This window comes from Demequina subtropica (assembly GCF_000971235.1).
In the GTDB taxonomy this organism is placed as follows: domain Bacteria; phylum Actinomycetota; class Actinomycetes; order Actinomycetales; family Demequinaceae; genus Demequina; species Demequina subtropica.
On sequence record NZ_BBMB01000011.1, the window covers coordinates 147,160 to 169,772 of the forward strand.

Annotated in this window: 20 protein-coding genes; 16 read left to right on the forward strand and 4 right to left on the reverse strand. The window is 72.5% G+C overall.

Features of this window, described 5'->3' with window-relative positions:
* Window positions 1–2: 2 nt before the first annotated feature.
* The 4 genes from AOM06_RS10355 (at window position 3) to AOM06_RS10370 (ending at window position 4,647) form a co-directional block, all read left to right on the forward strand.
* Window positions 3–1,457 carry an aldehyde dehydrogenase family protein gene (locus AOM06_RS10355; RefSeq protein WP_062305536.1) on the forward strand — a complete coding sequence of 485 codons (1,455 nt, stop codon included), beginning with the start codon at window positions 3–5 and terminating at the stop codon, window positions 1,455–1,457.
* A gap of 92 nt (window positions 1,458–1,549) precedes the next feature.
* Entirely contained in the window at window positions 1,550–2,494 is a 945-nt protein-coding gene (locus tag AOM06_RS10360; RefSeq protein ID WP_062305538.1) for an AraC family transcriptional regulator, read from the forward strand.
* Between the two features lie 32 nt (window positions 2,495–2,526).
* A complete protein-coding gene (locus AOM06_RS10365; RefSeq protein WP_062305541.1) occupies window positions 2,527–3,774 on the forward strand; it encodes an AGE family epimerase/isomerase in 1,248 nt (415 codons plus the stop codon).
* Between the two features lie 252 nt (window positions 3,775–4,026).
* Window positions 4,027–4,647: a dihydrofolate reductase family protein gene (locus tag AOM06_RS10370; protein WP_062305544.1), complete on the forward strand. Its 621-nt coding sequence runs from the start codon at window positions 4,027–4,029 to the stop codon at window positions 4,645–4,647.
* 22 nt (window positions 4,648–4,669) lie between these two features.
* Here the strand turns inward: AOM06_RS10370 and AOM06_RS10375 are convergent, their stop codons facing one another.
* Window positions 4,670–7,135 (reverse strand): lysylphosphatidylglycerol synthase transmembrane domain-containing protein, encoded by a 2,466-nt coding sequence (locus AOM06_RS10375; protein ID WP_062305547.1) that lies wholly within the window; start codon window positions 7,133–7,135, stop codon window positions 4,670–4,672.
* A gap of 38 nt (window positions 7,136–7,173) precedes the next feature.
* On the reverse strand, window positions 7,174–8,010 hold the full coding sequence (locus AOM06_RS10380; protein WP_082105499.1) for a CPBP family intramembrane glutamic endopeptidase: 837 nt from the start codon (window positions 8,008–8,010) through the stop codon (window positions 7,174–7,176).
* Between the two features lie 47 nt (window positions 8,011–8,057).
* On the opposite strand from AOM06_RS10380, the gene AOM06_RS10385 reads away from it, so the two are divergent.
* Window positions 8,058–8,744, forward strand: coding sequence for an MOSC domain-containing protein (locus AOM06_RS10385; protein WP_062305550.1), 687 nt, complete (start codon window positions 8,058–8,060; stop codon window positions 8,742–8,744).
* 135 nt (window positions 8,745–8,879) lie between these two features.
* Here AOM06_RS10385 and purB read toward each other — a convergent pair whose 3' ends face one another.
* Window positions 8,880–10,298, reverse strand: a complete 1,419-nt coding sequence (gene purB, locus AOM06_RS10390) for an adenylosuccinate lyase (RefSeq protein WP_062305553.1) — start codon at window positions 10,296–10,298, stop codon at window positions 8,880–8,882.
* Between the two features lie 125 nt (window positions 10,299–10,423).
* Between purB and AOM06_RS10395 the strand changes: the two genes are divergently transcribed.
* Together AOM06_RS10395 and AOM06_RS10400 are read left to right on the forward strand one after the other, a co-directional pair.
* Entirely contained in the window at window positions 10,424–10,627 is a 204-nt protein-coding gene (locus AOM06_RS10395) for a hypothetical protein (RefSeq protein WP_062305557.1), read from the forward strand.
* Window positions 10,624–11,913: an alpha/beta hydrolase family protein gene (locus tag AOM06_RS10400; RefSeq protein WP_062305563.1), complete on the forward strand. Its 1,290-nt coding sequence runs from the start codon at window positions 10,624–10,626 to the stop codon at window positions 11,911–11,913. Before AOM06_RS10395 ends, AOM06_RS10400 begins: the two co-directional genes overlap by 4 nt.
* A gap of 9 nt (window positions 11,914–11,922) precedes the next feature.
* On the opposite strand, the gene AOM06_RS10405 is transcribed toward AOM06_RS10400, so the two are convergent.
* On the reverse strand, window positions 11,923–12,309 hold the full coding sequence (locus AOM06_RS10405) for a phage holin family protein (protein ID WP_062306025.1): 387 nt from the start codon (window positions 12,307–12,309) through the stop codon (window positions 11,923–11,925).
* A gap of 38 nt (window positions 12,310–12,347) precedes the next feature.
* On the opposite strand from AOM06_RS10405, the gene AOM06_RS10410 reads away from it, so the two are divergent.
* The 9 genes from AOM06_RS10410 to AOM06_RS10450 all read left to right on the forward strand — a co-directional run bounded on the left by AOM06_RS10410 (window position 12,348) and on the right by AOM06_RS10450 (window position 22,602).
* Entirely contained in the window at window positions 12,348–13,445 is a 1,098-nt protein-coding gene (locus AOM06_RS10410; protein ID WP_062305565.1) for a histidinol-phosphate transaminase, read from the forward strand.
* Window positions 13,442–14,479, forward strand: coding sequence for a glycosyltransferase family 2 protein (locus AOM06_RS10415; protein ID WP_228372927.1), 1,038 nt, complete (start codon window positions 13,442–13,444; stop codon window positions 14,477–14,479). The genes AOM06_RS10410 and AOM06_RS10415 overlap by 4 nt, the downstream gene beginning before the upstream one ends.
* 22 nt (window positions 14,480–14,501) lie before the next feature.
* A complete protein-coding gene (locus tag AOM06_RS10420; RefSeq protein ID WP_062305569.1) occupies window positions 14,502–15,359 on the forward strand; it encodes an ABC transporter permease in 858 nt (285 codons plus the stop codon).
* Entirely contained in the window at window positions 15,352–16,107 is a 756-nt protein-coding gene (locus AOM06_RS10425; RefSeq protein WP_062305571.1) for an ABC transporter ATP-binding protein, read from the forward strand. The genes AOM06_RS10420 and AOM06_RS10425 overlap by 8 nt, the downstream gene beginning before the upstream one ends.
* Before the next feature lie 5 nt (window positions 16,108–16,112).
* Window positions 16,113–17,069: a hypothetical protein gene (locus AOM06_RS10430; protein ID WP_062305572.1), complete on the forward strand. Its 957-nt coding sequence runs from the start codon at window positions 16,113–16,115 to the stop codon at window positions 17,067–17,069.
* A 39-nt stretch (window positions 17,070–17,108) separates the two neighbouring features.
* Window positions 17,109–19,070 carry a hypothetical protein gene (locus AOM06_RS10435; protein WP_062305573.1) on the forward strand — a complete coding sequence of 654 codons (1,962 nt, stop codon included), beginning with the start codon at window positions 17,109–17,111 and terminating at the stop codon, window positions 19,068–19,070.
* Window positions 19,071–19,104: 34 nt separating this feature from the next.
* Window positions 19,105–20,286: an acylneuraminate cytidylyltransferase gene (locus AOM06_RS10440; protein ID WP_062305575.1), complete on the forward strand. Its 1,182-nt coding sequence runs from the start codon at window positions 19,105–19,107 to the stop codon at window positions 20,284–20,286.
* Between the two features lie 136 nt (window positions 20,287–20,422).
* The gene (locus AOM06_RS10445) at window positions 20,423–21,298 is read left to right on the forward strand and encodes an N-acetylneuraminate synthase family protein (RefSeq protein ID WP_062306030.1); all 876 of its coding nucleotides are present in this window, start codon (window positions 20,423–20,425) and stop codon (window positions 21,296–21,298) included.
* A 29-nt stretch (window positions 21,299–21,327) separates the two neighbouring features.
* Window positions 21,328–22,602 carry a DUF6716 putative glycosyltransferase gene (locus tag AOM06_RS10450; RefSeq protein ID WP_062305577.1) on the forward strand — a complete coding sequence of 425 codons (1,275 nt, stop codon included), beginning with the start codon at window positions 21,328–21,330 and terminating at the stop codon, window positions 22,600–22,602.
* The last annotated feature ends 11 nt before the right edge of the window (window positions 22,603–22,613 follow it).

The window sequence follows — 22,613 nt, forward strand, 5'->3', positions numbered from 1 at the left end:
CCATGGGCTTCTTCGCACAGCATGACTGGGAGGGCCGCACCTACCTGGGCGGCTGGATCGAGCTCGGCGCCACGGCCGATGCGGTGTCGCCGTCGACGGGCGAGAGCCTCGCCTCGTTCGCGGTCGCGTCGCCCGCGGACGTCGAGACGGCTACCGACCTCGCCGTGAGCGCGCAGCGGACGTGGGCGTCGACGTCGCCTGAGGAGCGCTCGGCGGTGCTGCGCCGCGCCGCGGCGATCCTCGAGGACCAGCGCGGCGTGCTCGAGCGGTGGCTCCAGGACGAGGCCGGCTCCGCACCCGGGAAGGCGGCCTTCGAGGTCGGGCTGGTCGCATCGGAGCTCCATCTCGCCTCGGCCACCGCGATGGTGCCGTACGGCCAGGTGCTGCGCAGCGGCCGTCCGCGCCTGAGCCTCTCGCGGCGAGTGCCGGTCGGCGTGGTCGGCGTCATCTCGCCGTTCAACTTCCCCGCGATCCTGGCCATGCGCTCCATCGCGCCCGCGCTCGCGCTCGGCAACGCCGTGGTGCTCAAGCCCGACCCGCGCACCACCATCGCGGGCGGTCTCCTGCTCGCGGCGGTGCTCGAGGAGGCGGGGCTTCCCGTGGGCGTGCTGAACGTGGTGCCGGGCGGCACCGAGGTGGGCGCGGCGCTCGTCGACGAGCCCCGCGTCCCCGTGATCTCCTTCACCGGGTCGACGCCGGCGGGGCGCGCGATCGCGGAGCGCGGCGGGCGGCTGCTCAAGCGGGTGCATCTCGAGCTGGGCGGCAACAACGCGCTCGTGGTCCTCGAGGACGCGGACGTCGAGGCAGCCGCCTCGGCCGGCGCGTGGGGCTCCTTCCTCCACCAGGGCCAGATCTGCATGACCACGGGGCGCCACCTGGTCCACGAGAGCCTCTACGACCGCTACGTCGCGCTGCTCTCGGAGAAGGCCGCGCGCATCCCCGCGGGGCCGCCCGCCTCCGGGGCGCCGCTCGGCCCGATCATCGACGCGGGTCAGCGCGACAAGGTGCACTCCGTGGTGACGCGCAGCGTCGACGCGGGGGCGCGGCTGACGGCGGGAGGCACCTACGAGGCGCTGTTCTACGCGCCGTCCGTGCTCGCCGACGTCGCGCCGGGTCACGCGGCCTTCGAGGAGGAGATCTTCGGGCCTGTCGCGTCCATCACGCCCTTCTCCACCACGGATCAGCTGGTGCAGCTGGTGAACTCCTCCCCGTACGGGCTGTCGATCGGGATCCTCACCGGCGACGCGTACGCCGCGTTCGAGCTTGCCGAGCGGCTGTCGAGCGGCATCGTCCACATCAACGACCAGACGGTGGACGACGAGGCTCAGGCGCCGTTCGGAGGGGTCGGCGCGTCCGGCACGGGCGTGCGGTTCGGCGGTCACGAGGCGAACATCGAGGCGTTCACGGAGACCCAGTGGGTGACCATGCAGGCGCGCATCGCCGAGTACCCGTTCTGAGCGGGTCTCGCTTCCGTCACAATGTTGCCAAGATTGTTGACAATGATGAGGGGCCGCCCTAGTTTGCGTGGAATCAGCGCAAGGAGGCGGTGATGGTCGTTCACTCCGTGGGCTCCGCGGACGAGTGGCAGGACGTGGTCCGGCGGTGCTTCGTGCCGATCAACTGCGGCGCGTTCGAGCCCGGCTTCCAGGGCCGGATGGACCAGCTCGAGCTCGACGACAGCATCTCGATCGCATGCGTCGCGACCGACGGCCACACGGTCGACAGGTCGGAGCGCCTGGCCGCGCGGGCGGAGGGCGACGCGCTCCACCTCTCCCTTCAGCTCGCCTCGCGGGGGACGGTGCGGCAGGGCCGTCGGATGGTCTCGGTGCGGCCCGGTCGCGCCTTCATGTACGCCACGGACGTGCCCTACTACCTCGACTACTCGGAGCCGGGTCAGCGCCAGCTCATCATCCAGGTGTCGCGCGCCGCGCTCGACGCTCCCCGCGCCGACATGGCCGACGGCCTCGGACGGCTCGCGATGCCCGCGACGGACGCGACGCGCGTGCTGTTCACGTATGCGCTCGATCTGCACCGGCACGGGGGGACGGTCGCCGACGGCGGGACCTCGGAGTCGGCGGAGGTGCTCAAGGACCTCGCCTCGACGATGATCCGCGCGGCTGCCGAGGGAACGCGCGTGCTGCCTCGCACCCGCGGGGGCCTCCTGCGCGCGATCGAGGACTTCGTGACGGTGAACCTGCCGCGCGTGCGGGTCGAGGACATCGCGGCGGAGTTCTTCATCTCACGGCGCACGGTCTATCACGTGTTCGAGGAGGTGGGGACGACCCCGAGCGACTACCTGCGCCGGCAACGGCTCGAGCTCGCCGCGCGGCATCTCGCGGATCCCGAGCACGCCGCGCAGTCGATCGCGGAGGTCGCGAGCGGGGCCGGCTTCGACGACGCGACCACCTTCACGCGCGCCTTCCGCCGCCAGCACGGCGTGACGCCGCGCGAGTGGCGGGCCGCCGGGGGATCCGGGGTGACCGTCGCGTCCTGACGCGGGGCGCATCGTGCCCATATGTTGGACTCGTGACGGTTCCTGGTGACCCTGCCTTCCTCGCGGCGCAGCGCGCGGGCCTGCTGCGCTTCATGACGGGGGCCGCGCGACCCGACGGGTTCGGGTGGCTCGACGAGGACGGCCGCGTGGACGTCTCGCGGCCCGTCGAGCTGTGGATCACGTGCCGCATGACCCATGTCGCGGCGCTCGGGTCGCTCGCGGGGGAGGCGCCGGCGGCGGACGGCCCAGCGGTGTCCGCGCTGCGTGGGCTCGCCGCGCACGGCGTGGCGGCTCTCGCGTCCGGGGCGCTCCACGACGACGCGCACGGGGGATGGTTCGCGGCCGCCGTCGACGGCGTGCCCACGGTGACCACCAAGCAGGCGTACGGCCACGCGTTCGTGGTGCTGGCCGCATCGTCCGCCGTGGCGGCGGGGATCGAAGGCGGCGAGGAGCTGCTGGTCGAGGCGCTGCAGGTCTCCCAGGACCGCTTCTGGGACGAGGCCGCGGGCCTGTCCGTGGAGGAGTGGGAGCGCTCGTGGACGGCGCTCGACGAGTACCGGGGCGTCAACGCGAACATGCACACGGTGGAGGCGTACCTGGCCGCCGGCGACATCACGGGCGACCGCAGATGGCACGAGCGCGCGGGGCGCATCGCGGACCGCGTGGCGGGCTGGGCCCGCGCGAACGCGTGGCGCATCCCCGAGCACTTCGACGCCGCCTGGGAGCCGATGCTCGAGCACCACCGCGACGAGCCCGCGCATCCGTTCCGTCCCTACGGCGCGACCGTGGGGCACGGGCTCGAGTGGGCGCGGCTGATGCTGGCGGTGGACGCGTCGCTCGGGCGGTCCTCGCTGCGTGACGCTGCGGTGGCCCTGTACAACCGTGCGGTCGACGACGGCTGGGACGCGGACGGCGCGGTGGGGTTCGTCTACACGACGGACTGGGCGGGCACGCCCGTGGTGCGCGAGCGCATGCACTGGGTGCTCGCGGAGGCGGTCAACGCGGCGGAGGCTCTACGGCAGGCGACGGGCGAGGCGCGCTACGCGGCGGACGCCGCCGCCTGGTGGGCGTACGCCGCGGAGTACCTCATCGACCACCACCGCGGCTCGTGGCATCACGAGCTCGACCCGCACAACCGTCCCGCCGGCACCGTGTGGCCGGGCAAGCCCGACGTCTACCACGCGTACCAGGCGGCGCTGCTGCCCGCGCTGCCGCTGGTGCCGTCCTTCGCGGTGGCGCTGCGCGACCGCGGCGGGCTGGGCGACAACCTGGGCGGATAGCGGCGCTGCCCTCGCCCCGATCCTCGCAACATGTGCGGATCGTGTCGTCTCCCGACCCCGTCGCAGCTCAACGCGTGCGGATCGTGCGGCCGGGGCGACGCGTCGAGGAGTGCGCGCTGGCGGGACATGAGGGTCGGATTCACGGAGAATCCAGCCCTCATGTCCCGCTGCGGCGCATGCCCCGGTGCGGTGCCGCGATGTCCGACCTATCCTCGAAGCGTCGCCGCAACGCTCGCGCACCAAGGAGACCCCATGGGCCGGATCAGCATCGACCTGTTCACCACGCTCGACGGAGTCGCGCAGGCCCCGGGCGCCCCCGACGAGGACCCCTCGGGCGGGTTCGCCTTCGGCGGATGGCAGGCGCCGCTCCCTGATCCGATGGTCGGGGAGAGCGTGATCGAGGGCATCCGCGGGCTGGACGCGCTGCTGCTCGGCCGGCGGACCTACGACATCTTCGCCGGGTACTGGCCGCATCACCAGGACGGTCCCGCCGGCGAGATCGGACGGAAGTTCTCAGCGGTGCCCAAGTACGTCGCCAGCCGCGGCGCTCCCGACCTCTCCTGGGAGGGATCCACGCGCATCGGCGCCGACCTGGTCCGCGAGGTGCGGGAGATCCGGGACCGGCACCAGGACGTGCACGTCATCGGCAGCATCGACCTGGTGCAGACGCTGCTCGCTCACGACCTCTACGACGTCCTCACGCTGTGGGTCTATCCCGTGGTCCTCGGGCAGGGACGCAAGGTGTTCCCGGACGGGGCGGCGCCGGCGACGATGCGGCTGCTCGAGCCGGCCGCGACAGGGGAGGGCGGCGCGGTGCAGCTGCGCTACGGGCCCACGGGTGCGCCGCCGGCGACCGGGGTGATGGGCGACTAGGCGTAGCGCTCGTCCGACACCCCTACAGCTCCCCGGTGCGCTCCAGGTACTTCATGGCCACGTACCCGAGCGGGATCCGCAGCCAGTAGGTGAGCAGGCGGTAGACCAGCGTCGCGGACACCGCGATCGGGTAGGGCACGCCCGCACCGGTGAGGCCCGTGGTGAGCGCGATCTCGACCGCGCCCAGACCACCGGGCGTCGGCACCGCGGCGCCCACGGCGTTCGAGACGAAGAACAGCACCGCGGAGTCGATGATCGCCATCTCGTAGCCGAAGGCGAGCAGCGAGGACTGGAAGGCGCCGACGAAGCCGATGGTGAGCAGCAGGTTGCCCGCGAGCCCCAGCGCGAGCCGCCACGGCTGGCCCAGCACCTGGGTGAGGCGCGGCCAGGTCTGGCGCAGCATGGGCATCACGCGCTGCAGGGCCCACGTGCGGACCCATGGCACCAGCAGGGCCGCGCCGATCACCAGGACCACTGCGGCGAGCGCGACCACGACGGCCGTCGACGGCAGCGCCGAGAGCGCGCCCTTCGACCCCGAGGCGAGCGTGAGCGCGAGCAGTCCCAGCACCGTCACCACCACGGCGCTCACCTGGACCAGCGCGACGGTCGCGACCGCGAGAGGTGTCGCGACCTTGCGCTTGGTCAACAGGCGCAGGTTCAGCGCCGCCGGTCCCACGCCGGCGGGCACCGCGACCGACACATACGCCGCCGCGACCTGCGTGAGGAGGACGCGGCTGAACGGCAGGTGCACCGGGCTGAACGCGGCGAGGGCGAGCGCCGCGCCCACGAAGGTGAGGAGCGCCCAGCCGAAGCCCGCGACCATCCACCCGGGGTTGGCCTGCTGCACGGCCTCGATGAACTTCTCGGTCTGGAAGCCCGCGAGGATGACCACGGCGGCGATGAGGCCGAGCGCGATGGTCATGATGGCGCGCCATCCGAAGCGCGTGATGTTCACCGAGGCGACCTCGGCATCGGGCGAGCGCTCGAGGATCTCCTCGCGCACCGCCTCGAGCACCTTGTCGTACGGGCTCGCCTTGACGGCGGCGCGCGTGATGGGCGGCAGCACCACCGTCTGGAGGACGGGCGCGGCCTGCTCGACGTGCTCGGCGCCGAGCGACCGGAACGCCGAGTCGACGGCCCGGTCCGGCCCCACCAGCGCCGCGGACATCGCGAGCACCTGCGCGACGTCGATGCGCTGGGCGATCACGCTCGTCGCGGCCTCCCCGAGCTCCCATGACGTCAGCCAGACGGTCGGCTCGTCCTCGGACGCATCGGTCCCCACGAGCACGGTGTCCGCGTCGAGATGACGATGCGAGATGCCGGCGCCGTGCGCGCGTCCCACCTCGGTCCAGATCGCGTCGAGGAGCGTGTCCGAGATCTCCGCGGGGTCCAGCGCGGAGAGCGGCATCGTGGCCGGTGGGCGCTGGTAGACCAGCAGCATCGTGTCGCGGATCTGCCCCATGCCCAGGACGCGGCCGGTGCGCACCCCGGCGACGCGTGCCGCATGCGACACGAGCGCGGTCGCCTCGGCGGTCTGGCGCAGCGAGACGTCGGCGCGGGTGTCGATGCCGCGCAGGCGCAGCGACGACCACAGCTTGGAGACGAAGCCCGCCGCCTGCTGGTCGCCGTCCATCGCGACCACGAGCAGCCGGTGGTGCTCGACCGTGGTGAGCGCGTACACGCGTCCTTGTCGCGTGCGGGCGAGTGCATCGGTCGCGGCGTCGAGCTCGGGGTACTCGTCCTCGTCGTGCTCGACGTCTGCCCTGATCAGGGACAACGGCTGGAAGCCCGCACGCCGCAGGCCCTCGACCAGCGTGTCGCCGTACGCGCGATCCGCGGTCGAGCCCAGCCAGTACCGCAGCGCGAGCCCTCCGAGGCGCCCGAGGAGCACGGTGAGCAGAACGGCGGGGATGGTCACGACGCCGAAGATCACGGCGATCGCGAGGCCCAGCCACATGATGTTCCACGACATCCCGAGGGAGCGCCGTGCCGAGCGGCGGCCCGCGGCGGTGAGCAGGCCCGAGATCGCGGCGACGTACGCCGGCAGCTGGATCTGGTCGAAGCCGCGGGGCGTGAGGCTCGCGGTGAGCTCCTCGGTCGCGAGGTTGAGGAGCGCGAGCGCCGCGACCAGCGTGAGGATCACGCCGATCACGCCGGCGGCGAGCGACTCGACGAGTCGGCGCGGCTCTCGGCGGACCAGCAGGTCGATGATCATGATCCCGGGGATCACGATCGCGAGGATCGCGGTGAAGAGGTTGACCGGCGCGACCAGGAGCTGCTGGAGGAACGGCGAGATCGACGAGATGTCCTGCGTCAGGCCCTCGGTGGTGCCGATGAGGAACTCGCCCACCAGCAGCACGGCCGCGATGCCGACCACGGTCGCGAGCATGCCGATGACATCGGTGAACCGACGGACGCGGGTCTCCGGCTCGTCGACGATGCGGACGGGCAGCGCGTGCTCGCGCGTCTCGTCCACCTCGGCAGCCATGCGGCGAGTCTACGGGCGCGCGCGGACCGGAACCGGGACTACGCGACGCCGAGCGACACGAGCCATTCGTGCGGCACCACCTCGGGGCCGATGAAGGCGACGGCGTCGAGCGTCCAGTGGGCGAGGACCAGGGGCGCGAGACGGCCCCGACGCACGTACACGTAGCCGAAGACCAGGCCCATCACCATGTTGCCCAGGGCCATGGGCCAGCCTTGGTAGAGGTGGTAGGCGCCGCGCAGGAGGGCCGCGAGCACGATGGCCGTCCACGGCGAGCGCCCCAGGTCCCGCAGACGCGTGAGCACGAAGCCCACCACCACGAACTCCTCGAGCACGCCGGCGGCGGCGGCGGACAGCAGCAGGATGGTCGCGGACCACCACATGTCCGGGAGCCCCGACGTGTCGACCGTGACGGTCTGGCCGAGCGCGCGCGAGATCGCGTACAGCGCGAGGCCAGGCAGGCCGATGCTCGCGGCGAGGATCGCGCCCCACCCGAGATCCCGCCACCACGCGCGCGCGGGCCCGACGAGGCCCAGCCGGGCGCGCCACGAGGCGCCGTGCTGGCTCAGCAGGTAGAGCGCCAGCGCCACCGGCACCAGCGCGAAGCCGATGCTCAGCACCTGCCGGATGAGGTCGATCACGTCGATGCTCGAGCGGCTCGGGTTGAGCGTCGTGGTCTGCGAGGAGATCGGCGTGGTGTCCAGGTACCGCTCGACGAGCCGCACCGCGGCGTAGACGGCGGTCTGCCCGAGCGACAGCCCGAGCACGATCCACACCTCGGCGCGCATGCGGCCCTTGCCGGGCAGGATCAGCCCGGGCTCGCGGGCGGGCGGCTCCGACGGGGGAGCGGCGGCTTCGGTGCGGGGCGCGGTGTCCATCGTCACGACACTCTAACGAGCGGGGGTTCCCGTCCTACGCTGGCGGCATGCGCATCGTCTCGCTGCACCGCTTCCCCGTGAAGGCCCTGGGCGGGGAGTCGCCGTCCTCCGTCGAGGTCGACGCACGCGGCCTGGTGGGTGACCGTGCGCTCGCGGTCGTCGACGCGGACGGGCTGTACGCCGCCGGCAAGCGCGGCAGCAGGTGGCGGCCCATCGAGCCCGTTCTCGCCTACGCCGCGGCGATGACGGACGATGCGGTGGTGGTGTCGCATGGCGAGCGGACCTGGGTGGCCGGCGGGGCGGCGTTGGATGCCGAGCTGAGCGGGGCGGCCGGAGAGCCCCTGCGCATCGTGCCCGAGACCCCGGGCGAGCGCCCGCACTTCGACTCGTCGCCCGTGTCCCTGGTGGGCACCGCGACCCTGGACTGGTGCCGTTCCGAGCTGGGCGCGGATGCCGACCCCCGGCGTCTGCGCGTCAACATCGTGGTGGAGACGGACGAACCGTTCGTCGAGGAGACCTGGCTGGGCTCGCGGCTCAGCCTGGGCGGCGTGGTGCTCGAGCTCACCAAGCGCAACGAGCGCTGCCGCGTGATCGACCTCGCGCAGAACGGCGTCGAGCAGACCACGCGCTGGCTCAAGCCGCTCGGTGAGCGGCGCGATGCCTGCGTGGCGGTCTACGCGCGGGTGGTCGAGCCGGGCCGCGTCAGCGTCGGCGACAGGGTCGCGCTTCCCTGACCGTTGCGGCTCCGCCACACCGATACGCGGCTCCGCCACACACTGCTCGGCGTGTCGTCGGTGTGTCGCGGCCGCGGAGGCCTCGCGGCCGATCGCCGCGGCCCCGCTGTGTGGCGGAGCCGCAGCCGCAGAAGGTCAGGCCAGGTACTCGTCGACCAGCTTCTCCGCGAGGCCCACATAGGTGCCGGGGGTGAGCTCCGACAGGCGCGAGGCGGTCTCCGCCGGCAGCCCCAGGCCGCCCACGAAGTCCCGGATCGCGCCGGCGTCGATCTGCTGACCACGCGTGAGCTCCTTGAGGCGCTCGTACGGGTCCTCCATGCCGGCCACGCCCGCGACGGCGGCCGCGCGCATCGCCGACTGGATCGGCTCCGCGAGCACCTCCCACGAGGCGTCGAGGTCCGCGGCGAGCGCGGCCTCGTTCACGGAGAGCGTCCCGAGCCCGCGGCGCACGTTGTCGATCGCGAGCATCGAGTGGCCGAAGGCGACGCCGATGTTGCGCTGCGAGCTCGAGTCCGTGAGGTCGCGCTGGAGGCGCGACGTCACGAGCGTCGCGCCGAGCGTGTCGAACAGCGCCGCCGAGATCTCGAGGTTCGCCTCGGCGTTCTCGAAGCGGATGGGGTTGATCTTGTGCGGCATGGCCGACGAGCCGATCGAGCCCTTGGTGGTCGCCTGCGCGAAGTAGCCGAGCGAGACGTACGTCCAGACATCGGTCGCGAGGTTGTGCAGGATGCGGCCGAAGCGCGCGACGTCCGCGTAGAGCTCGGCCTGCCAGTCGTGCGACTCGATCTGCGTGGTGAGCGGGTTCCAGGTGAGCCCCAGCCCCTCGACGAACGTCCGCGAGACCTCGACCCAGTCGGTGCCGGGCACCGCGGCGGTGTGCGCGCCGAACGTGCCGGTCGCGCCGTTGATCTTGCCCAGGTACTCCTGCGCCTCGACGCGGCGCAGCTGTCGCCCGAGGCGGTGCGCGAGCACCGCGAACTCCTTGCCCAGCGTGGTGGGCGTCGCGGTCTGGCCGTGCGTGCGCGACAGCATCGGGACGGCCTTGGCGGCGCGCGCCAGGTCGGCGACCTGAGAGACCAGCGACGATGCGGCGGGCAGCCACACGTCGCGCACGGCGCCCTGCACCATGAGCGCGTAGGAGAGGTTGTTGATGTCCTCGGACGTGCACGCGAAGTGCACCAGCTCGCGCAGCGGGTCCAGGGACGTGCCCTCGATGCGGCGCTTGATGTAGTACTCGACGGCCTTGACGTCGTGGACCGTGACCTTCTCGATCTCGGCGTGCTCGGCGATGCCGGCGGCGTCGAAGCCCGCGGGGATCGAGCGCAGCAGCGCGACCTCGTCCTCGGTGAGCGGGCGGGCGCCGGGCACGGCGTCGCGCGCGCACAGGTGGATGAACCACTCGACCTCGACGTGGAGGCGCATGCGGTTGAGCGCGGGCTCGGAGAGGTGGTCGACGAGCCCCGCGACGGCGCCGCGGTACCGGCCGTCCAGGGGTCCGAGGGCGATGGCGGGCTCGAGGGCGGCGAGGGAGGTCCAGTCGTTCACGCCGCACATTCTTCCACGCACGGGTGACGGCGGCTCCGGCGGCGGTGTCCACGGCCTCAGGGACGATGCGCGACCTCCCCAGCCCGCGCATCGTCCCCCGGCGCCGCACCGGGCGTCGCGCCTAGCGTCGCGGCATGGATGACGTCCCGACGCTCGTCGCGCAGGCCCGGCTCGCGATCGAGATCGCGCATGCGCGGCTCATCGCCGCGCGGCGCGCTCCTTGGCAGGGGATCCACGGCGAGGCCTACCGGGACGAGCTGTCCGCGGCCGCTGCGCGCGTGACCGCGGTGAGCGAGACGGTGCGGATCGCGGCGCTCGCGGGAGACGGCCTCCCGTGAGCGAGCCCGCGTGGACCCGGGGCGGACGCGGCGGGACCGCCGCGGTGCTGGGCGACCTCGAGGTGGCGGTCGGCGCGCTGCGCGAGGCGGCCGACTGGCTGGGCGAGGCCGCGCTCGCGCTCGCGACGGCCGCGCTGGTCGCCCCGCAGCGCGCGCCCTGGCTCCAGGACCCCGCGATGGCGTGCTCGCGCGAGGCCGAGGGGCTACGGGACCTCTCCCGGAGGCTCCGCGGTGCGGTCGATGCGTACCGTGCGGCGGAGTCCGGCGCGCACCACGGCGTGAGCGCGGAGACCTACGCGCTCGACGTCCTCGGCGACCAGCTGGGGCGCATGTGGCTGGGGGTGCGGGAGACGGTGCTCCACGGGCCCGCGGGGCTGATCGGCGCGATCCCGCGCATGCCGACCACGGGCACGGTCAACGAGGCGACCGCGAACGTCGGCCTGGGCCTCACCGGGGACGCGTACGGCACGGTGGTCGCGCATGTGCGCGCCGCGGTGCGCGCGGCGGAGCGCTCGCTCGAGCCCGCGCTGGCCGGGGTGGAGGTCGACGGCCCGGGCTTCTCCGCCGGCGCGCCGCGCACGGTCGAGGAGCTCATGGGCCGCCTCGACTGGCTCGGCGTCCAGGGAGGCGGCAGGATCGCGATCGAGACGGTGACCGATGCGGCCGGCACGCATCACCTGGTCTACATCCCCGGCACGCAGGATCCGACCCTGTGGGATGCGAGCCCCGCGGACCTCGAGGCGGATCTCGCGGCGGTCACGGGCGAGTGGTGCGACGCGGCCCAGGCGGTGGTCGAGGCGATGCGTGCCCACGGCATCGGCGCCGAGGAGCCGGCCATGCTCGTGGGACACAGCCAGGGCGGGATGATCGCCGCGGTGGTGAGCGCGACGCTCGCGAGCACCTACCGGATCACCCAGATCGTCACCGCGGGGTCGCCCACGGGGAGGATCGCGCTGCCGGCGACCGTCGATGCCCTCCAGCTCGAGAACCTGCGCGACGTGGTGCCGGGCCTGGACGGTCGCCCCAACCCGGCGACCCCGACGCGCACCACGGTCACGCACGACCGCCGCCACTCCGCGCAGGACGATGCGCCGGACGCGTCCCACACGGTGCTGCAGGCGCACGGGCTCCCGGGCTACGCCCAGACGGCGCGGCTGGTGGACGGGGGCCTCGACCCGTCGACGCGGGCCTGGGTCGAGGGCGCGGCGCCGATGCTCGCGGGCGGGAGCTCGCAGATGCGGCTCTACGCCCCGGTCACCGAGGCGGCCTCGGGTGCGTCGCGGTGAGGGTGGGGTTCAGCGGCGCGCGCCGGGGATCACCGCGGACAGCACCGACGAGATGATGCTGATGAGCAGGGCAGCGCCCAGGGTCTCCCAGAATGCGCCGATGGTGAGCTCGGCCCACGGCACGAGCGTGGTGAGCCAGGCGGTCACCCACAGCATGAACCAGCTCACCACCAGGGCGAAGAGTCCGAGCGTGAGGATCTTGAACGGCAGCGCGAGCGCGTCGACGATGGGCCGGATGAAGGCGTTCGCGGCGGCCATCACGGCACCGATGAGCAGGAAGACGCCCACACGCGCCCACGGGCCGGCGTCGCCGCCCGAGACCTCGACGTCGAGGGGGAGGAAGGTGACCAGCCAAACGGCGACGGCGGAGATCGTGGACGTGAGGACGAAGCGCATGGCCGTCATTGTTCCACGGGGGTGCCATCCTGGTTCCCATGCTCGATGCGCACCTTCCCGACCTGCCTGCAGCCCGCCCCGCGATCGCCGCCCTCCCCGCCTACGTGCCGGGCGCGCGCGGAGCCGCCGACGCCGCCCCGCCGGTGAAGCTGTCCTCCAACGAGAGCCCCGACGCGCCCCTGCCCTCGGTGGTCGAGGTGCTCGAGGGCGCGGCGCGCGGGATCAACCGCTACCCGGACATGGGCGCGACGGACCTCACCGCCCGGATCGCGCGCGAGGTCGGCCGCGAGGCGTCCGAGGTGGTCGTGGGTGCCGGCTCGGTCGCGGTGCTCGCGCACATCCTCCAGGCCTACACCGGGCCGGGCGACGAGGTCATGTTCGCGTGGCGCTCGTTCGAGGCCTACCCGATCCTGGCGCGCATCGCCGGTGCCGAGCCCGTCATGGTGCCGCTCACGGCGGAGGCCCGCCACGACCTCGGCGCGATGGCCGCCGCGGTGACCTCGCACACGCGCGTCATCATGCTGTGCTCGCCGAACAACCCGACCGGCCCGACGCTCAGCCAGGCCGAGCTCGACGCGTTCATGGCGTCGGTGCCGTCGCGCGTGCTCGTGGTCCTCGACGAGGCCTACCTCGAGTACGTGCGCGCCGAGGACGTCGCGGACGGCCCCGCCTCGCTCGACCGGTACCCGAACCTGGTGCTGCTGCGCACGTTCTCGAAGGCCTACGGCCTCGCGGGCCTGCGCGTCGGCTACGCCGTGGGCCCCGCCGCGCTCATCGCGCCGGTGCGCGCCTGCGTCACCCCGTTCTCCGTGTCCGGCCCGGCGCAGATCGCGGCGATCGCCTCGCTCGACGCGCGCGACGAGCTCGAGGAGCGCGCCGCGCGCGTGGTCGCCGAGCGCACCCGCGTGGTCGAGGCGCTGCGCGCCGACGGCCGGGACGTCCCCGACGCCCAGGGCAACTTCGTGTGGCTCGCGGTGGGCGACGCCACGGCGGACCTCGCGGGACACCTCGGCAGCGCCGACCCGGCCGTGCTGGTGCGCCCGTTCGTGGGCGAGGGCGTGCGCGTCACCATCGGCGCCCCTGCCGAGAACGACGCGTTCCTCGCGCGCCTCGCCACGTGGGAGCGCCCGGCGTGACCCCCGCATCGTCCGTGGCGCCGCTGCGCGCCTCGTTCGTCATGCCCGTGCTGAACGAGGAGGACTACGTCGCGACCGCCGTCGCGAGCGTGCTCGCGCAGGACGGCCTGGACGAGCGCGAGCTGCTGCTGGTGCTCGGCGCGTCGACGGACCGGACGGACGAGGTGGTCGCGGGGCTCGCCGCCGCGCACCCCGAGATCCGCGTGCTGCACAACCCCCGCAACGCGATCTCGATGTCGATGAACATCGGCATCACGGAGGCGCGCTTCCCCGTGGTGGTCCGCGTCGACGCGCACTCGGTGCTGCCGCCCGGCTACGCGGTCACCGCGCTGCGCTCGCTGCGCACGTCGGGCGCGGTCAACCTGGGCGGACGCATGCACGCCGAGGGGCTGACGCGCTACGAGCAGGCGGTGGCCTGGGGCTACAACTCGCCCGGCGGGCTGGGCGGCGCCGTCTATCACACGGGGGGCGAGGCGGGCCCCGCGGAGTCCGCCTACCTGGGCGTCTTCGACCGCGCGGCCGTGCTCGCGATCGGCGGCTTCGACGAGTCCCTCTCGCGCGGCGAGGACTGGGACCTCAACCGCCGCCTCATCGCGCGCGGCGGGCTCGTGTGGTTCGAGCCGGCGCTCGACGTCATCTACCGCCCGCGCTCGTCGGTCCGCGCGCTCGCCAAGCAGTTCCACGCGTCCGGACGCTGGCGCGGGGAGATCATCCGCCGCCTCAAGGGACGCGTCCCCGTGCGGTACTACGTGCCGCCGGTGCTGGTCGCGGGGCTCGCCTTCGGTGCCGCGCTGGTGCTGGCCGGCGCGATCACCGGAGGCGCCGCCGGCATCGTCCTGGCCGGGATCGGCCTGCTCCCAGCGCTCGTGTACGGCGCCTGGGTGGCCCTCACCGCGCTGCGCGCGGACGTCCCCGGACCCGTGCGCCTGCGGCTGCTCGGCGTGCTTCCCACGATGCACCTGTCTTGGGGTGTCGGATGCCTCTTGGGTATCCTCATGCCGAGCAGGGGGCACAACGCCTTCGCAGGACGTTGAGGCATCCACCCCGAGGAGACGTGTGACCGACATCGACTACCCCGCGCTGGCGCGGGAGGCGGGACTCAAGCGCGTCGGTGAGCGTCCGCCGCTGGGCGCCTACGTCGCCGAGGCCTGGCGCCGCCGCGACTTCGCGTACACGATTGCGAAGTACCGTATCCAGGCGAAGCTGGGCCAGCACTACCTGGGACTCGCCTGGGTGGTGCTGCAGCCGATCCTCACCGCGGCGATGTACGGCCTGGTGTTCGGCATCATCATGCCGAGCGACTCGCGTCCGGACAACTTCGTCCCGTTCCTGGTCGCGGGAATCTTCATCTTCCAGTACTTCTCGCACAACTTCCTGGCCGGCGCCCGGACCGTGCGCGGCGATGCGGGGCTGGTGCAGAGCCTGAGCTTCCCGCGCATCCTGCTGCCGCTATCGCTCGTCATCGAGAACACGCTGCTGCTCATCCCGCAGATGGCCGTGATGCTCATCATCCTCGTCGCGTTCGGCGAACCGATCACGTGGGCCTGGCTGCTGCTGCCCGTGCCGCTCGCGATCATGTCCCTGTTCTGCCTCGGGGTCGCGCAGATCAGCGCGCGTGCCGCGTTCAAGATCCCGGACCTCCTGAACGTCTTCCAGACGTTCAACCGCCTCGTCTTCTACGGCTCGGGCATCTTCTACTCGCTCGACCTCGTGCTCGCTGACCAGCCGAAGCTGCTGTTCCTCGTGCAGTTCAATCCGGTGCACGACTACATCTCGATCGTCCGCGGGCTAGTCGTCTCGGGCAATCCGATGTTCACCATCCAGTGGGTGATCGCGATCGCGGCGGCCGTCGTGACGCTCGTCGGAGGCACCATCTACTTCTGGCTCGCGGAGGAGGACTACGGAAATGTCTGAAGCCTCCCCGTCGAGGCCGCTCGGTCCGCCCACCGTCGTGGTCGACAACCTCCACATCAAGTACCGCACGTTCGCATCGGGCAAGGCGCAGAGCTCGCGCACCTCGTTCGCGACGCGCTCGCGCGGCGGCACGCGCTGGGTGCACGCGCTCAAGGGCGTCTCGTTCGTCGCCTATGAGGGCGAGTCGATCGGCGTGATCGGCTCGAACGGCTCGGGCAAGTCCTCGCTCATGCGGGCGATCGCGGGTCTCAACCCGCCGGCGGAGGGCGCGGTCTACGCCGCCTCGCAGCCCGCGATGCTGGGCGTCGGCTCGGCACTCATGCCCGGGCTCGCGGGCTCGAAGAACGTTATGCTCGGCGCGCTCGCGCTCGGCCTCTCGCCGCGCGACGTGCGCGAGAAATACGACGGGATCGTCGAATACGCGGAGATCGGCGACGCGATCGACCGCCCGATGAAGACCTACTCGTCGGGCATGAAGTCGCGCCTGCGCTTCTCGATCGCGATGGCCCGCGAGCACCAGATCCTGCTGGTCGACGAGGCTCTCGCAGTGGGCGACAAGGGCTTCCGTAAGAAGAGCGAGCAGAGCATCCGCGACCTCCGTGACACCGCGGGCACGGTGTTCTTGGTGAGCCACTCGATGAAGTCCATCCGCGACACCTCGACGCGCGTGATCTGGATCGAGAAGGGTCACCTCGTCATGGACGGCGACCCCGAAGAGGTGTGCTCGGCCTACGAGGCGTCGGAGTAGCGCGCGTGGCATCGTCCGGGGATGCGCGCGTCGCCTGGGTCGAGTCGCCGCTCCAGCTCCTCAACGCGATCGAGTGGGCGGCTGCGACCGGCGAGCCGCTCGACATCATGGCGCGCGCGGGACTGGTGCAGCTCGATCGCACGGTAGCCGCGCTCGTCGGGCATCTGCCGGCCGGCGTGACCATCGACTTGAGCGCGGGCTCGGCGGTCAACCCACGCATGCGGGGTGCGCACTCCTGGCTCCTGGGTGACGTCTACTCGGGACAGGTGAAGGCGATGCTCGCCGCGACCGGCGTGCGCGACACCGTGATCGTGGACGACGGCTCCGCCGCGACCTCGATGGCCGATGCGCTGGCGGCGCGTGCAGCGCTCAGCCGTCCGGGCGTCGCGGAGGGGCTCGGGCATCGTGCCCTGGGGTTGGCCGGCTCGGCGCGCCTGGCCGCGGCGGCCCGCCGCGGGCGGGTGGGCTTCTTCACCGCGTACCCCGACGCGCCAGGGTTCGTCGCGCTCGCCGCGGCCGGGGCTGACGTGCGCCGCAACGCCTACGCATGGACCCGCGCCACCCGACCCGTCGATGCGGTCTACGCGGAGCACGTTGTCGTGGGCACCGCCCTCATCGCGGACGGACATGTGAGCCGCGACGCCTATCGGGAATGGCTCACCGGACACGCGGACCCGTCCACGGTGTACATTCCGCACCGACGTGAGGATGCGGAGCTCGCGCTCATCGCGGACCTGGGCCTGACGGTCCTGCCGGTGGACGTGCCGATCGAGATCGCGCTCGCCGGCTCGCCCACCGTCCGCCGGGTGTCGACGCTGCCGTCGAGCGTGGTCGCGACGTTGAGGGTGATCCTGGACCCGGAGGTCGAACTCGACGTGGAGGTCATCCCGTCACGCTGGTGGGAGCCGGGCGTCGATCCGCGCTTGCGGGCGATGCTCGAGGCGCTCGCCGAGGACCGCTGAGCGGCGCGTCCCTGACTGCCATGAGATTCTGAGGAGACGATGACCGACCGACCGACCGCCGTCCCGCCGGGGACGCGCATCCTGCACGTGGGGATGCACAAGACGGCCACGACGGTGATCCAGAACGCCGCACGCGCCCATCGGGACGATATGTGGCGCCACGGCGCCTGGTATCCGGGCCACGGCAAGGACCACATCGACGAGACGCGCGCGCTGTGGCAGGACTCGGCGAGCGCCGAGGTCGAGGAGGCCAACGAGGATCGCTGGCAGGACTTCGCCGCAGAGCTGTCCCGCAATCCCGACCGCCGCACCCTCGTGAGCGCCGAGCACCTCGCGGGCCTGTCCGAGGCGAACCGCCGCCGCCTGGTGGCCGCCGCCGGCGGGGAGCCCCACATCGTCATCACCGCACGCCCGCTCGCCGCGATGCTCCCGTCGATCTGGCAGCAGATCGTCAAGGAGCGCCGCGAGGTGAGCTTCGAGACCTGGCTCGAGAAGATCTTCGCCGAGCCGCGCAAGCGCCACTTCGTGCGGGCGTTCTGGCAGCGGCACGACCTGGGCGCGCTCGCGGAGGGCTGGGCGCGGGTCACGTCGCCCGACCGGGTCACGATCGTCATGCTCGACAAGCGCCGACCGCAGCTGCTCTACGACGCCTTCGAGGGCTTCCTCGGGATGCCTGAGGGCTCGCTCGTGACCGAGGGGCTCGACGCCTACCGGTCGAACCGCGGCCTGTCTGTCGAGGAGGTCGACCTGCTCCGCCGCGTCAACCGTCAGCTCGACGGCGCCGCGAACGCGGGCGGCCACTACTACCGGCTGGTCCGCAACGGCATGGTCGGCGGGATGCAGCTCTGCCGTCGGCCGGGGCCGGAGGAGGGCGTGCTTGCCGTTCCCGAGCGCTTCATGGACCTCGCGACCGACGCCGCGCGCGACGCGATCGCCCAGATTCGAGCGACCGGCGTCCGCGTGATCGGGGACCTCGACACGTACGCCGAGCCGTCGAGGCCCGCGACGGTCGAGACGTTCGAGCCGCGCGACATCGGCACCGACGTGCTCGTCGAGGCGCTCGCCGGCATCGTCGCGTCGTCGACGCGCAGCGGCGTGGGCTTCGAGCGGGCGCCGATGCGGGAGGGCGCCGAGCGTTTCGTCGGGGCGAAGGCCCAGGCGGTGCCGATCGAGCCGCATGACGGCACGGTGACGCTCACCTTCGGAGGCGCCCCGGATGCGGTCGCGACCGCCGCTGATGCCGTGGCGGCCGTCGGCGACGCCGCGGCGGTCGCAATCGCGCTGCCGCATCTGTCCGACGAGGTCTTCGGCGCGTGGGAGCACGCGCTTGCACGCGGCGAGGAGCGACCCTTCGATGCGTGGCTCGCGTGGGCGGCGTCGCGTGAGGCGTGGGGCGCTCGCGGAGCGCTCGCGGACCCCGGGGCGCTCGCGTCCGTGGTCGCGGCGCTGCGCGACGCACGGCCGGACGCGGACGTCAGCGTGGGGCTCGTGCCCGAGGACGGTGGCTGCCTCCCCGGCCCGGTCGCGTCCGTGCTCGGCCGCGTGGGTGCGCGCTCGGCCCGTCGCGGCATCGCGGTCGACGAGTATGAGGAGCTGATCGCGGGCGCGCTCGCGTCGCTCAAGGCCGGCGATGGCGGTCGCAGCCCGCTGACCGAGCCGCTGACCGGAGGGTTGCTCGAGGACTACCGCGCCGCCCGTGGCGCGGCCCTCGCGCAGCTGCCCGACGGGCTCATGCCCGAGGAGGGTCAGGCCTGGGCGAAGCAGCAGGCGGTCATGCCGACCGAGGTCCCTACTGAGCGGATCCGCACGGTCGCGGCGGCGAGCCTGTGCGTCGGCGCGATCCTCGCGTCGCGTGACGCCTACGAGGCCGCGCATCGTCATCCCGACGATGCGCTCGCCGCCAGCGCCGCCCCCGGTGCCGCGCGACCGCGGTCCGTGCCGCAGCCGTCGCGGCTGCCGAGCCCGATCCGGCGCCTGCTGCGCGCGACCAGAGGACGATGAGCCACGGCGCGCACGCGCCCGCGAGAGGAGAACGATGAGCGAGACGAAGCCCCAGGTGGTCGCGGTGATTCCTGCGCGCGGCGGGTCGAAGGGCGTGCCCGGCAAGAACGTCGCGCCGGTGGGCGGTGTGCCGCTGATCGGCCGCGCGATCCGTGCCGCGCTCGCGGCCGGCAACGTCGACCGCGTCTACGTCAGCACGGACGATGCGGCGATCGCCGCCGTCGCCGCCGCCCACGGGGCCGCCGTGGTCGAGCGTCCCGCGGAGATCGCGGGCGACACCGCGAGCTCGGAGGACGCGCTGCTGCATGCGCTCGACGCGATCACCGACGGCGGGCAGGACCCCCGGATCCTGGTCTTCATGCAGGCGACGTCCCCGTTCATCGACCCGACGGCGATCCGCGACGCCGTCGATCGCGTGCGCGAGGGCGAGGAGGACGTGGTCTTCTCCGCGTTCGAGACGTATGCGTTCCTGTGGCGCCGCGGCGAGGCCGGTGCCGAAGGTGTCAACCACGACCACTCGTTCCGACCGCGTCGCCAGGACCGCGAGCCGCACTACCAGGAGACGGGCGCGTTCTACGTGCTCGACGTCGCGGGCTTCCGCGCCTCGCGCTTCCGCTTCTTCGGGCGCGTCGGCATCGCCCAGGTGGACGCGGCGACGGCCGTCGAGATCGATGAGCCTCGCGAGCTCGAGCTGTCGCGCGCGCTCGCGCCGTTCCTCGACGCCCCCGAGCCGATCGCGGCGAAGGCCCTGGTGATGGACTTCGACGGGGTCCACACCGAGGACCTCGTGACCGTCGACCAGGACGGGAAGGAGGCCGTGACCGTGAGCCGTTCCGACGGCATGGGCATCGGCCTGCTCCGCGCCGCGGGGGTGCCCATGCTGATCCTGTCCAAGGAGCGCAACCCGGTGGTGACCGCACGTGGCGCGAAGCTGCGTGTCGAGGTCCGCCAGGGCATCGACGACAAGGTCGCGGTGCTGCACGCATGGTGCGAGGAGCAGGGCCTCGACCCGGCGGATGTCGCCTATGTGGGCAACGACGTGAACGATGCGGGCCCGCTCGCCGCCGTCGGGTGGCCGGTCGTGGTGCCGGATGCGCACCCCGCGGTCGCCGGCCTGGCGAGGATCCGGCTCACCACGCCTGGCGGGCGCGGAGCGTTGCGCGAGCTCGCGGATCGCATCCTCGCGGCGGACCCAGCGGGATCTCCCGCGCGCTGAGACCCCGCTACCGCACGTAGGCTTGCCTCCGAGGGGCCTACAATCGAGTGCTTGCGCCGATGGCAGGAGCCGTCGCGAGAGGCGTGGCCGCGGCCCATGTGCGCGGCCGAATCCATGTGAGGAGAAGGTGGAGAACATGACCGATGCTGTGAAGATCGGTGAGGACTATGTCGGTGATGGTCACCCGGTCTATGTCATCGCTGAGATCGGCCTGAACCACAACGGTTCCGTCGAGAACGCCAAGAAGCTCATCGACGTCGCTGTCGAGGCCGGCGCCCAGGCCGTGAAGTTCCAGAAGCGCACGCCGGACATCGCGACGCCCGAGCACATGAAGGCGACCCCGCGCGAGACTCCCTGGGGCACGATGACGTACCTCGAGTACCGCTACAAGGTCGAGTTCGAGCAGGCCGAGTACGCCGAGATCGACGCTTACTGCAAGGAGAAGGGCGTCGTCTGGTTCGCCTCCCCGTGGGACGAGCCGAGCGTGGACTTCCTCGAGTCGATGGACGCGGTCGCGTACAAGATCGCCTCGGCCTCGGTCACCGACCTGGGCATGCTGCGCAAGATCAAGGCGACGGGCAAGCCCGTCATCCTGTCGACCGGCATGTCGACGATCGAGCAGATCGACACCGCGGTGGAGACGCTGGGCAAGGAGAACCTCATCATCCTCCACGCCACGTCGACCTACCCGCTGCCTCCTGAGGAGGCGAACCTGAACATGATCACGACGCTCAAGGAGCGCTACGGCGTTCCGGTGGGCTACTCGGGTCACGAGCCGGGTCTGCAGATCTCCATCGCCGCGGTCGCGCTGGGCGCGGTCGCCGTCGAGCGTCACATCACGCTCGACCGCACGATGTGGGGCTCGGACCACGCCGCGTCGCTCGAGCCCAAGGGCTTCATCTCGCTGTGCCGCGACATCCGCATCATCGAGAAGGCCATGGGCGACGGCGTCAAGAAGGTGTTCCCGGGCGAGCTCGCACCGCTGAGCAAGCTGCGCCGCGTCGACGGCTAGGAGCCGCCATCAACGCAGGAGTCGAGGGCGTGCGTGAGCGCGCTCAGAAGTCGGCGTCGGTGACCGTGATCGCGGTCGCCGACGCCGACTCCTACCTGAAGTGGGTCGCGCACACGGTCGCCCAGCTCCCGCAGGACTGGAGCACCACGGTGCGCGTCGTCGAGGGCGCCGCGACGCCGTCCGTCGCGCAGATGCAGGCTCAGCTGCTCGGCTCGGGCGTGGAGGCCGAGGCATGCGAGATGCGCACGCTCGACGCCCTCGCCGACGAGATCCGGGCGCTCGAGCCCGACGTGGTGCTGCTGGGCACCCGCGGACCGACCGCCTGGCTCGTCATGGAGCGCGCCATCGCGACGATGGAGCGTCGCCCCGTCGTGGTGACGGGGCTGCCGGGCATCTCGATCCCGGCCAAGCGTCTTGGTGTCACGTTCCGCTCCGGTGCCGACCTCTTCCTCCTGCACAGCCGCCGCGAGATCCGCGCCTACGAGGAGATCGCGGCTGACGGAGCGCTCGCCGGCACGTTCGCGCTCGCGACGCTGCCCTTCGTGGCCGATGTCGCCGAGGTCGCGGACGGCGCCGCTCCGCGAGGCAGCGAGGTCATCTTCGCCGCCCAGGCGCTCGTGCCGCGTCTCGCGTCCGAGCGCATGCGGATCCTCGAGTCGCTCATCCGGCTCGCCCAGGAGCGCCCCGACCTCACCGTGGTGGTGAAGGTGCGCGCGGCGCCGGGCGAGGCTCAGACGCATGCAGAGAAGGACGCGTACCCCGACCTGCTGGACCAGATGCGGGCCGAGGGCGTCGAGGTCCCGTCGAACCTCGTGGTGTCCGCCGAGTCCATGGGCGCGCACCTCGAGAGGGCCTGCGGACTGGTGACGGTCAGCTCGACCGCCGCCGTCGAGGCCGTCGCGAGCGGCGTCCCCACCCTGGTGCTCAGCGACTTCGGCATCCGGGACGCCGTCATCAACCCGGTCTTCTACCGGTCCGACCTGCTGGGCAACCTCGGTGACCTCGAGGAGGCACGGTTCTTCTCGGTGCGCCGCGACTGGTTGCAGGACAACTACTTCCATGACCGCGCCGACAATGACTGGGAGCCGCGCCTCGAGGCGCTCGTCGCGCGCAGGCGCGAGTCCGGGCTTCCGCCCGTGTCGGTGGTGGCGCGCGACGAGCTCACCGTGATGCAGCGCAAGCACGCCGAGGTGAGCGCGCTCGGCGCGACCGGCGGCCTCGGCTCTCGCACGGTCGCCCGCACGCTTCCGGTCGTCCGCGCCGTGGCATGGCGGCTGCGCGGGGTGCGAAAGCTCCTCTGGTAGCCGTCCGGTCG

What these genes read in the sequence shown, in the direction of transcription:
- AOM06_RS10375 (WP_062305547.1), bottom strand. Translation starts at nt 7,135, where the DNA reads ATGGCTGCCGAGGTGGACGAGACGCGCGAGCACGCGCTGCCCGTCCGC.
- purB (WP_062305553.1), bottom strand. Translation starts at nt 10,298, where the DNA reads ATGTGCGGCGTGAACGACTGGACCTCCCTCGCCGCCCTCGAGCCCGCC.
- AOM06_RS10440 (WP_062305575.1), top strand. Translation starts at nt 19,105, where the DNA reads ATGAGCGAGACGAAGCCCCAGGTGGTCGCGGTGATTCCTGCGCGCGGC.
- AOM06_RS10395 (WP_062305557.1), top strand. Translation starts at nt 10,424, where the DNA reads ATGGATGACGTCCCGACGCTCGTCGCGCAGGCCCGGCTCGCGATCGAG.
- AOM06_RS10435 (WP_062305573.1), top strand. Translation starts at nt 17,109, where the DNA reads ATGACCGACCGACCGACCGCCGTCCCGCCGGGGACGCGCATCCTGCAC.
- AOM06_RS10370 (WP_062305544.1), top strand. Translation starts at nt 4,027, where the DNA reads ATGGGCCGGATCAGCATCGACCTGTTCACCACGCTCGACGGAGTCGCG.
- AOM06_RS10380 (WP_082105499.1), bottom strand. Translation starts at nt 8,010, where the DNA reads ATGGACACCGCGCCCCGCACCGAAGCCGCCGCTCCCCCGTCGGAGCCG.
- AOM06_RS10410 (WP_062305565.1), top strand. Translation starts at nt 12,348, where the DNA reads ATGCTCGATGCGCACCTTCCCGACCTGCCTGCAGCCCGCCCCGCGATC.
- AOM06_RS10405 (WP_062306025.1), bottom strand. Translation starts at nt 12,309, where the DNA reads ATGCGCTTCGTCCTCACGTCCACGATCTCCGCCGTCGCCGTTTGGCTG.
- AOM06_RS10385 (WP_062305550.1), top strand. Translation starts at nt 8,058, where the DNA reads ATGCGCATCGTCTCGCTGCACCGCTTCCCCGTGAAGGCCCTGGGCGGG.
- AOM06_RS10360 (WP_062305538.1), top strand. Translation starts at nt 1,550, where the DNA reads ATGGTCGTTCACTCCGTGGGCTCCGCGGACGAGTGGCAGGACGTGGTC.
- AOM06_RS10425 (WP_062305571.1), top strand. Translation starts at nt 15,352, where the DNA reads ATGTCTGAAGCCTCCCCGTCGAGGCCGCTCGGTCCGCCCACCGTCGTG.
- AOM06_RS10445 (WP_062306030.1), top strand. Translation starts at nt 20,423, where the DNA reads ATGACCGATGCTGTGAAGATCGGTGAGGACTATGTCGGTGATGGTCAC.
- AOM06_RS10355 (WP_062305536.1), top strand. Translation starts at nt 3, where the DNA reads ATGGGCTTCTTCGCACAGCATGACTGGGAGGGCCGCACCTACCTGGGC.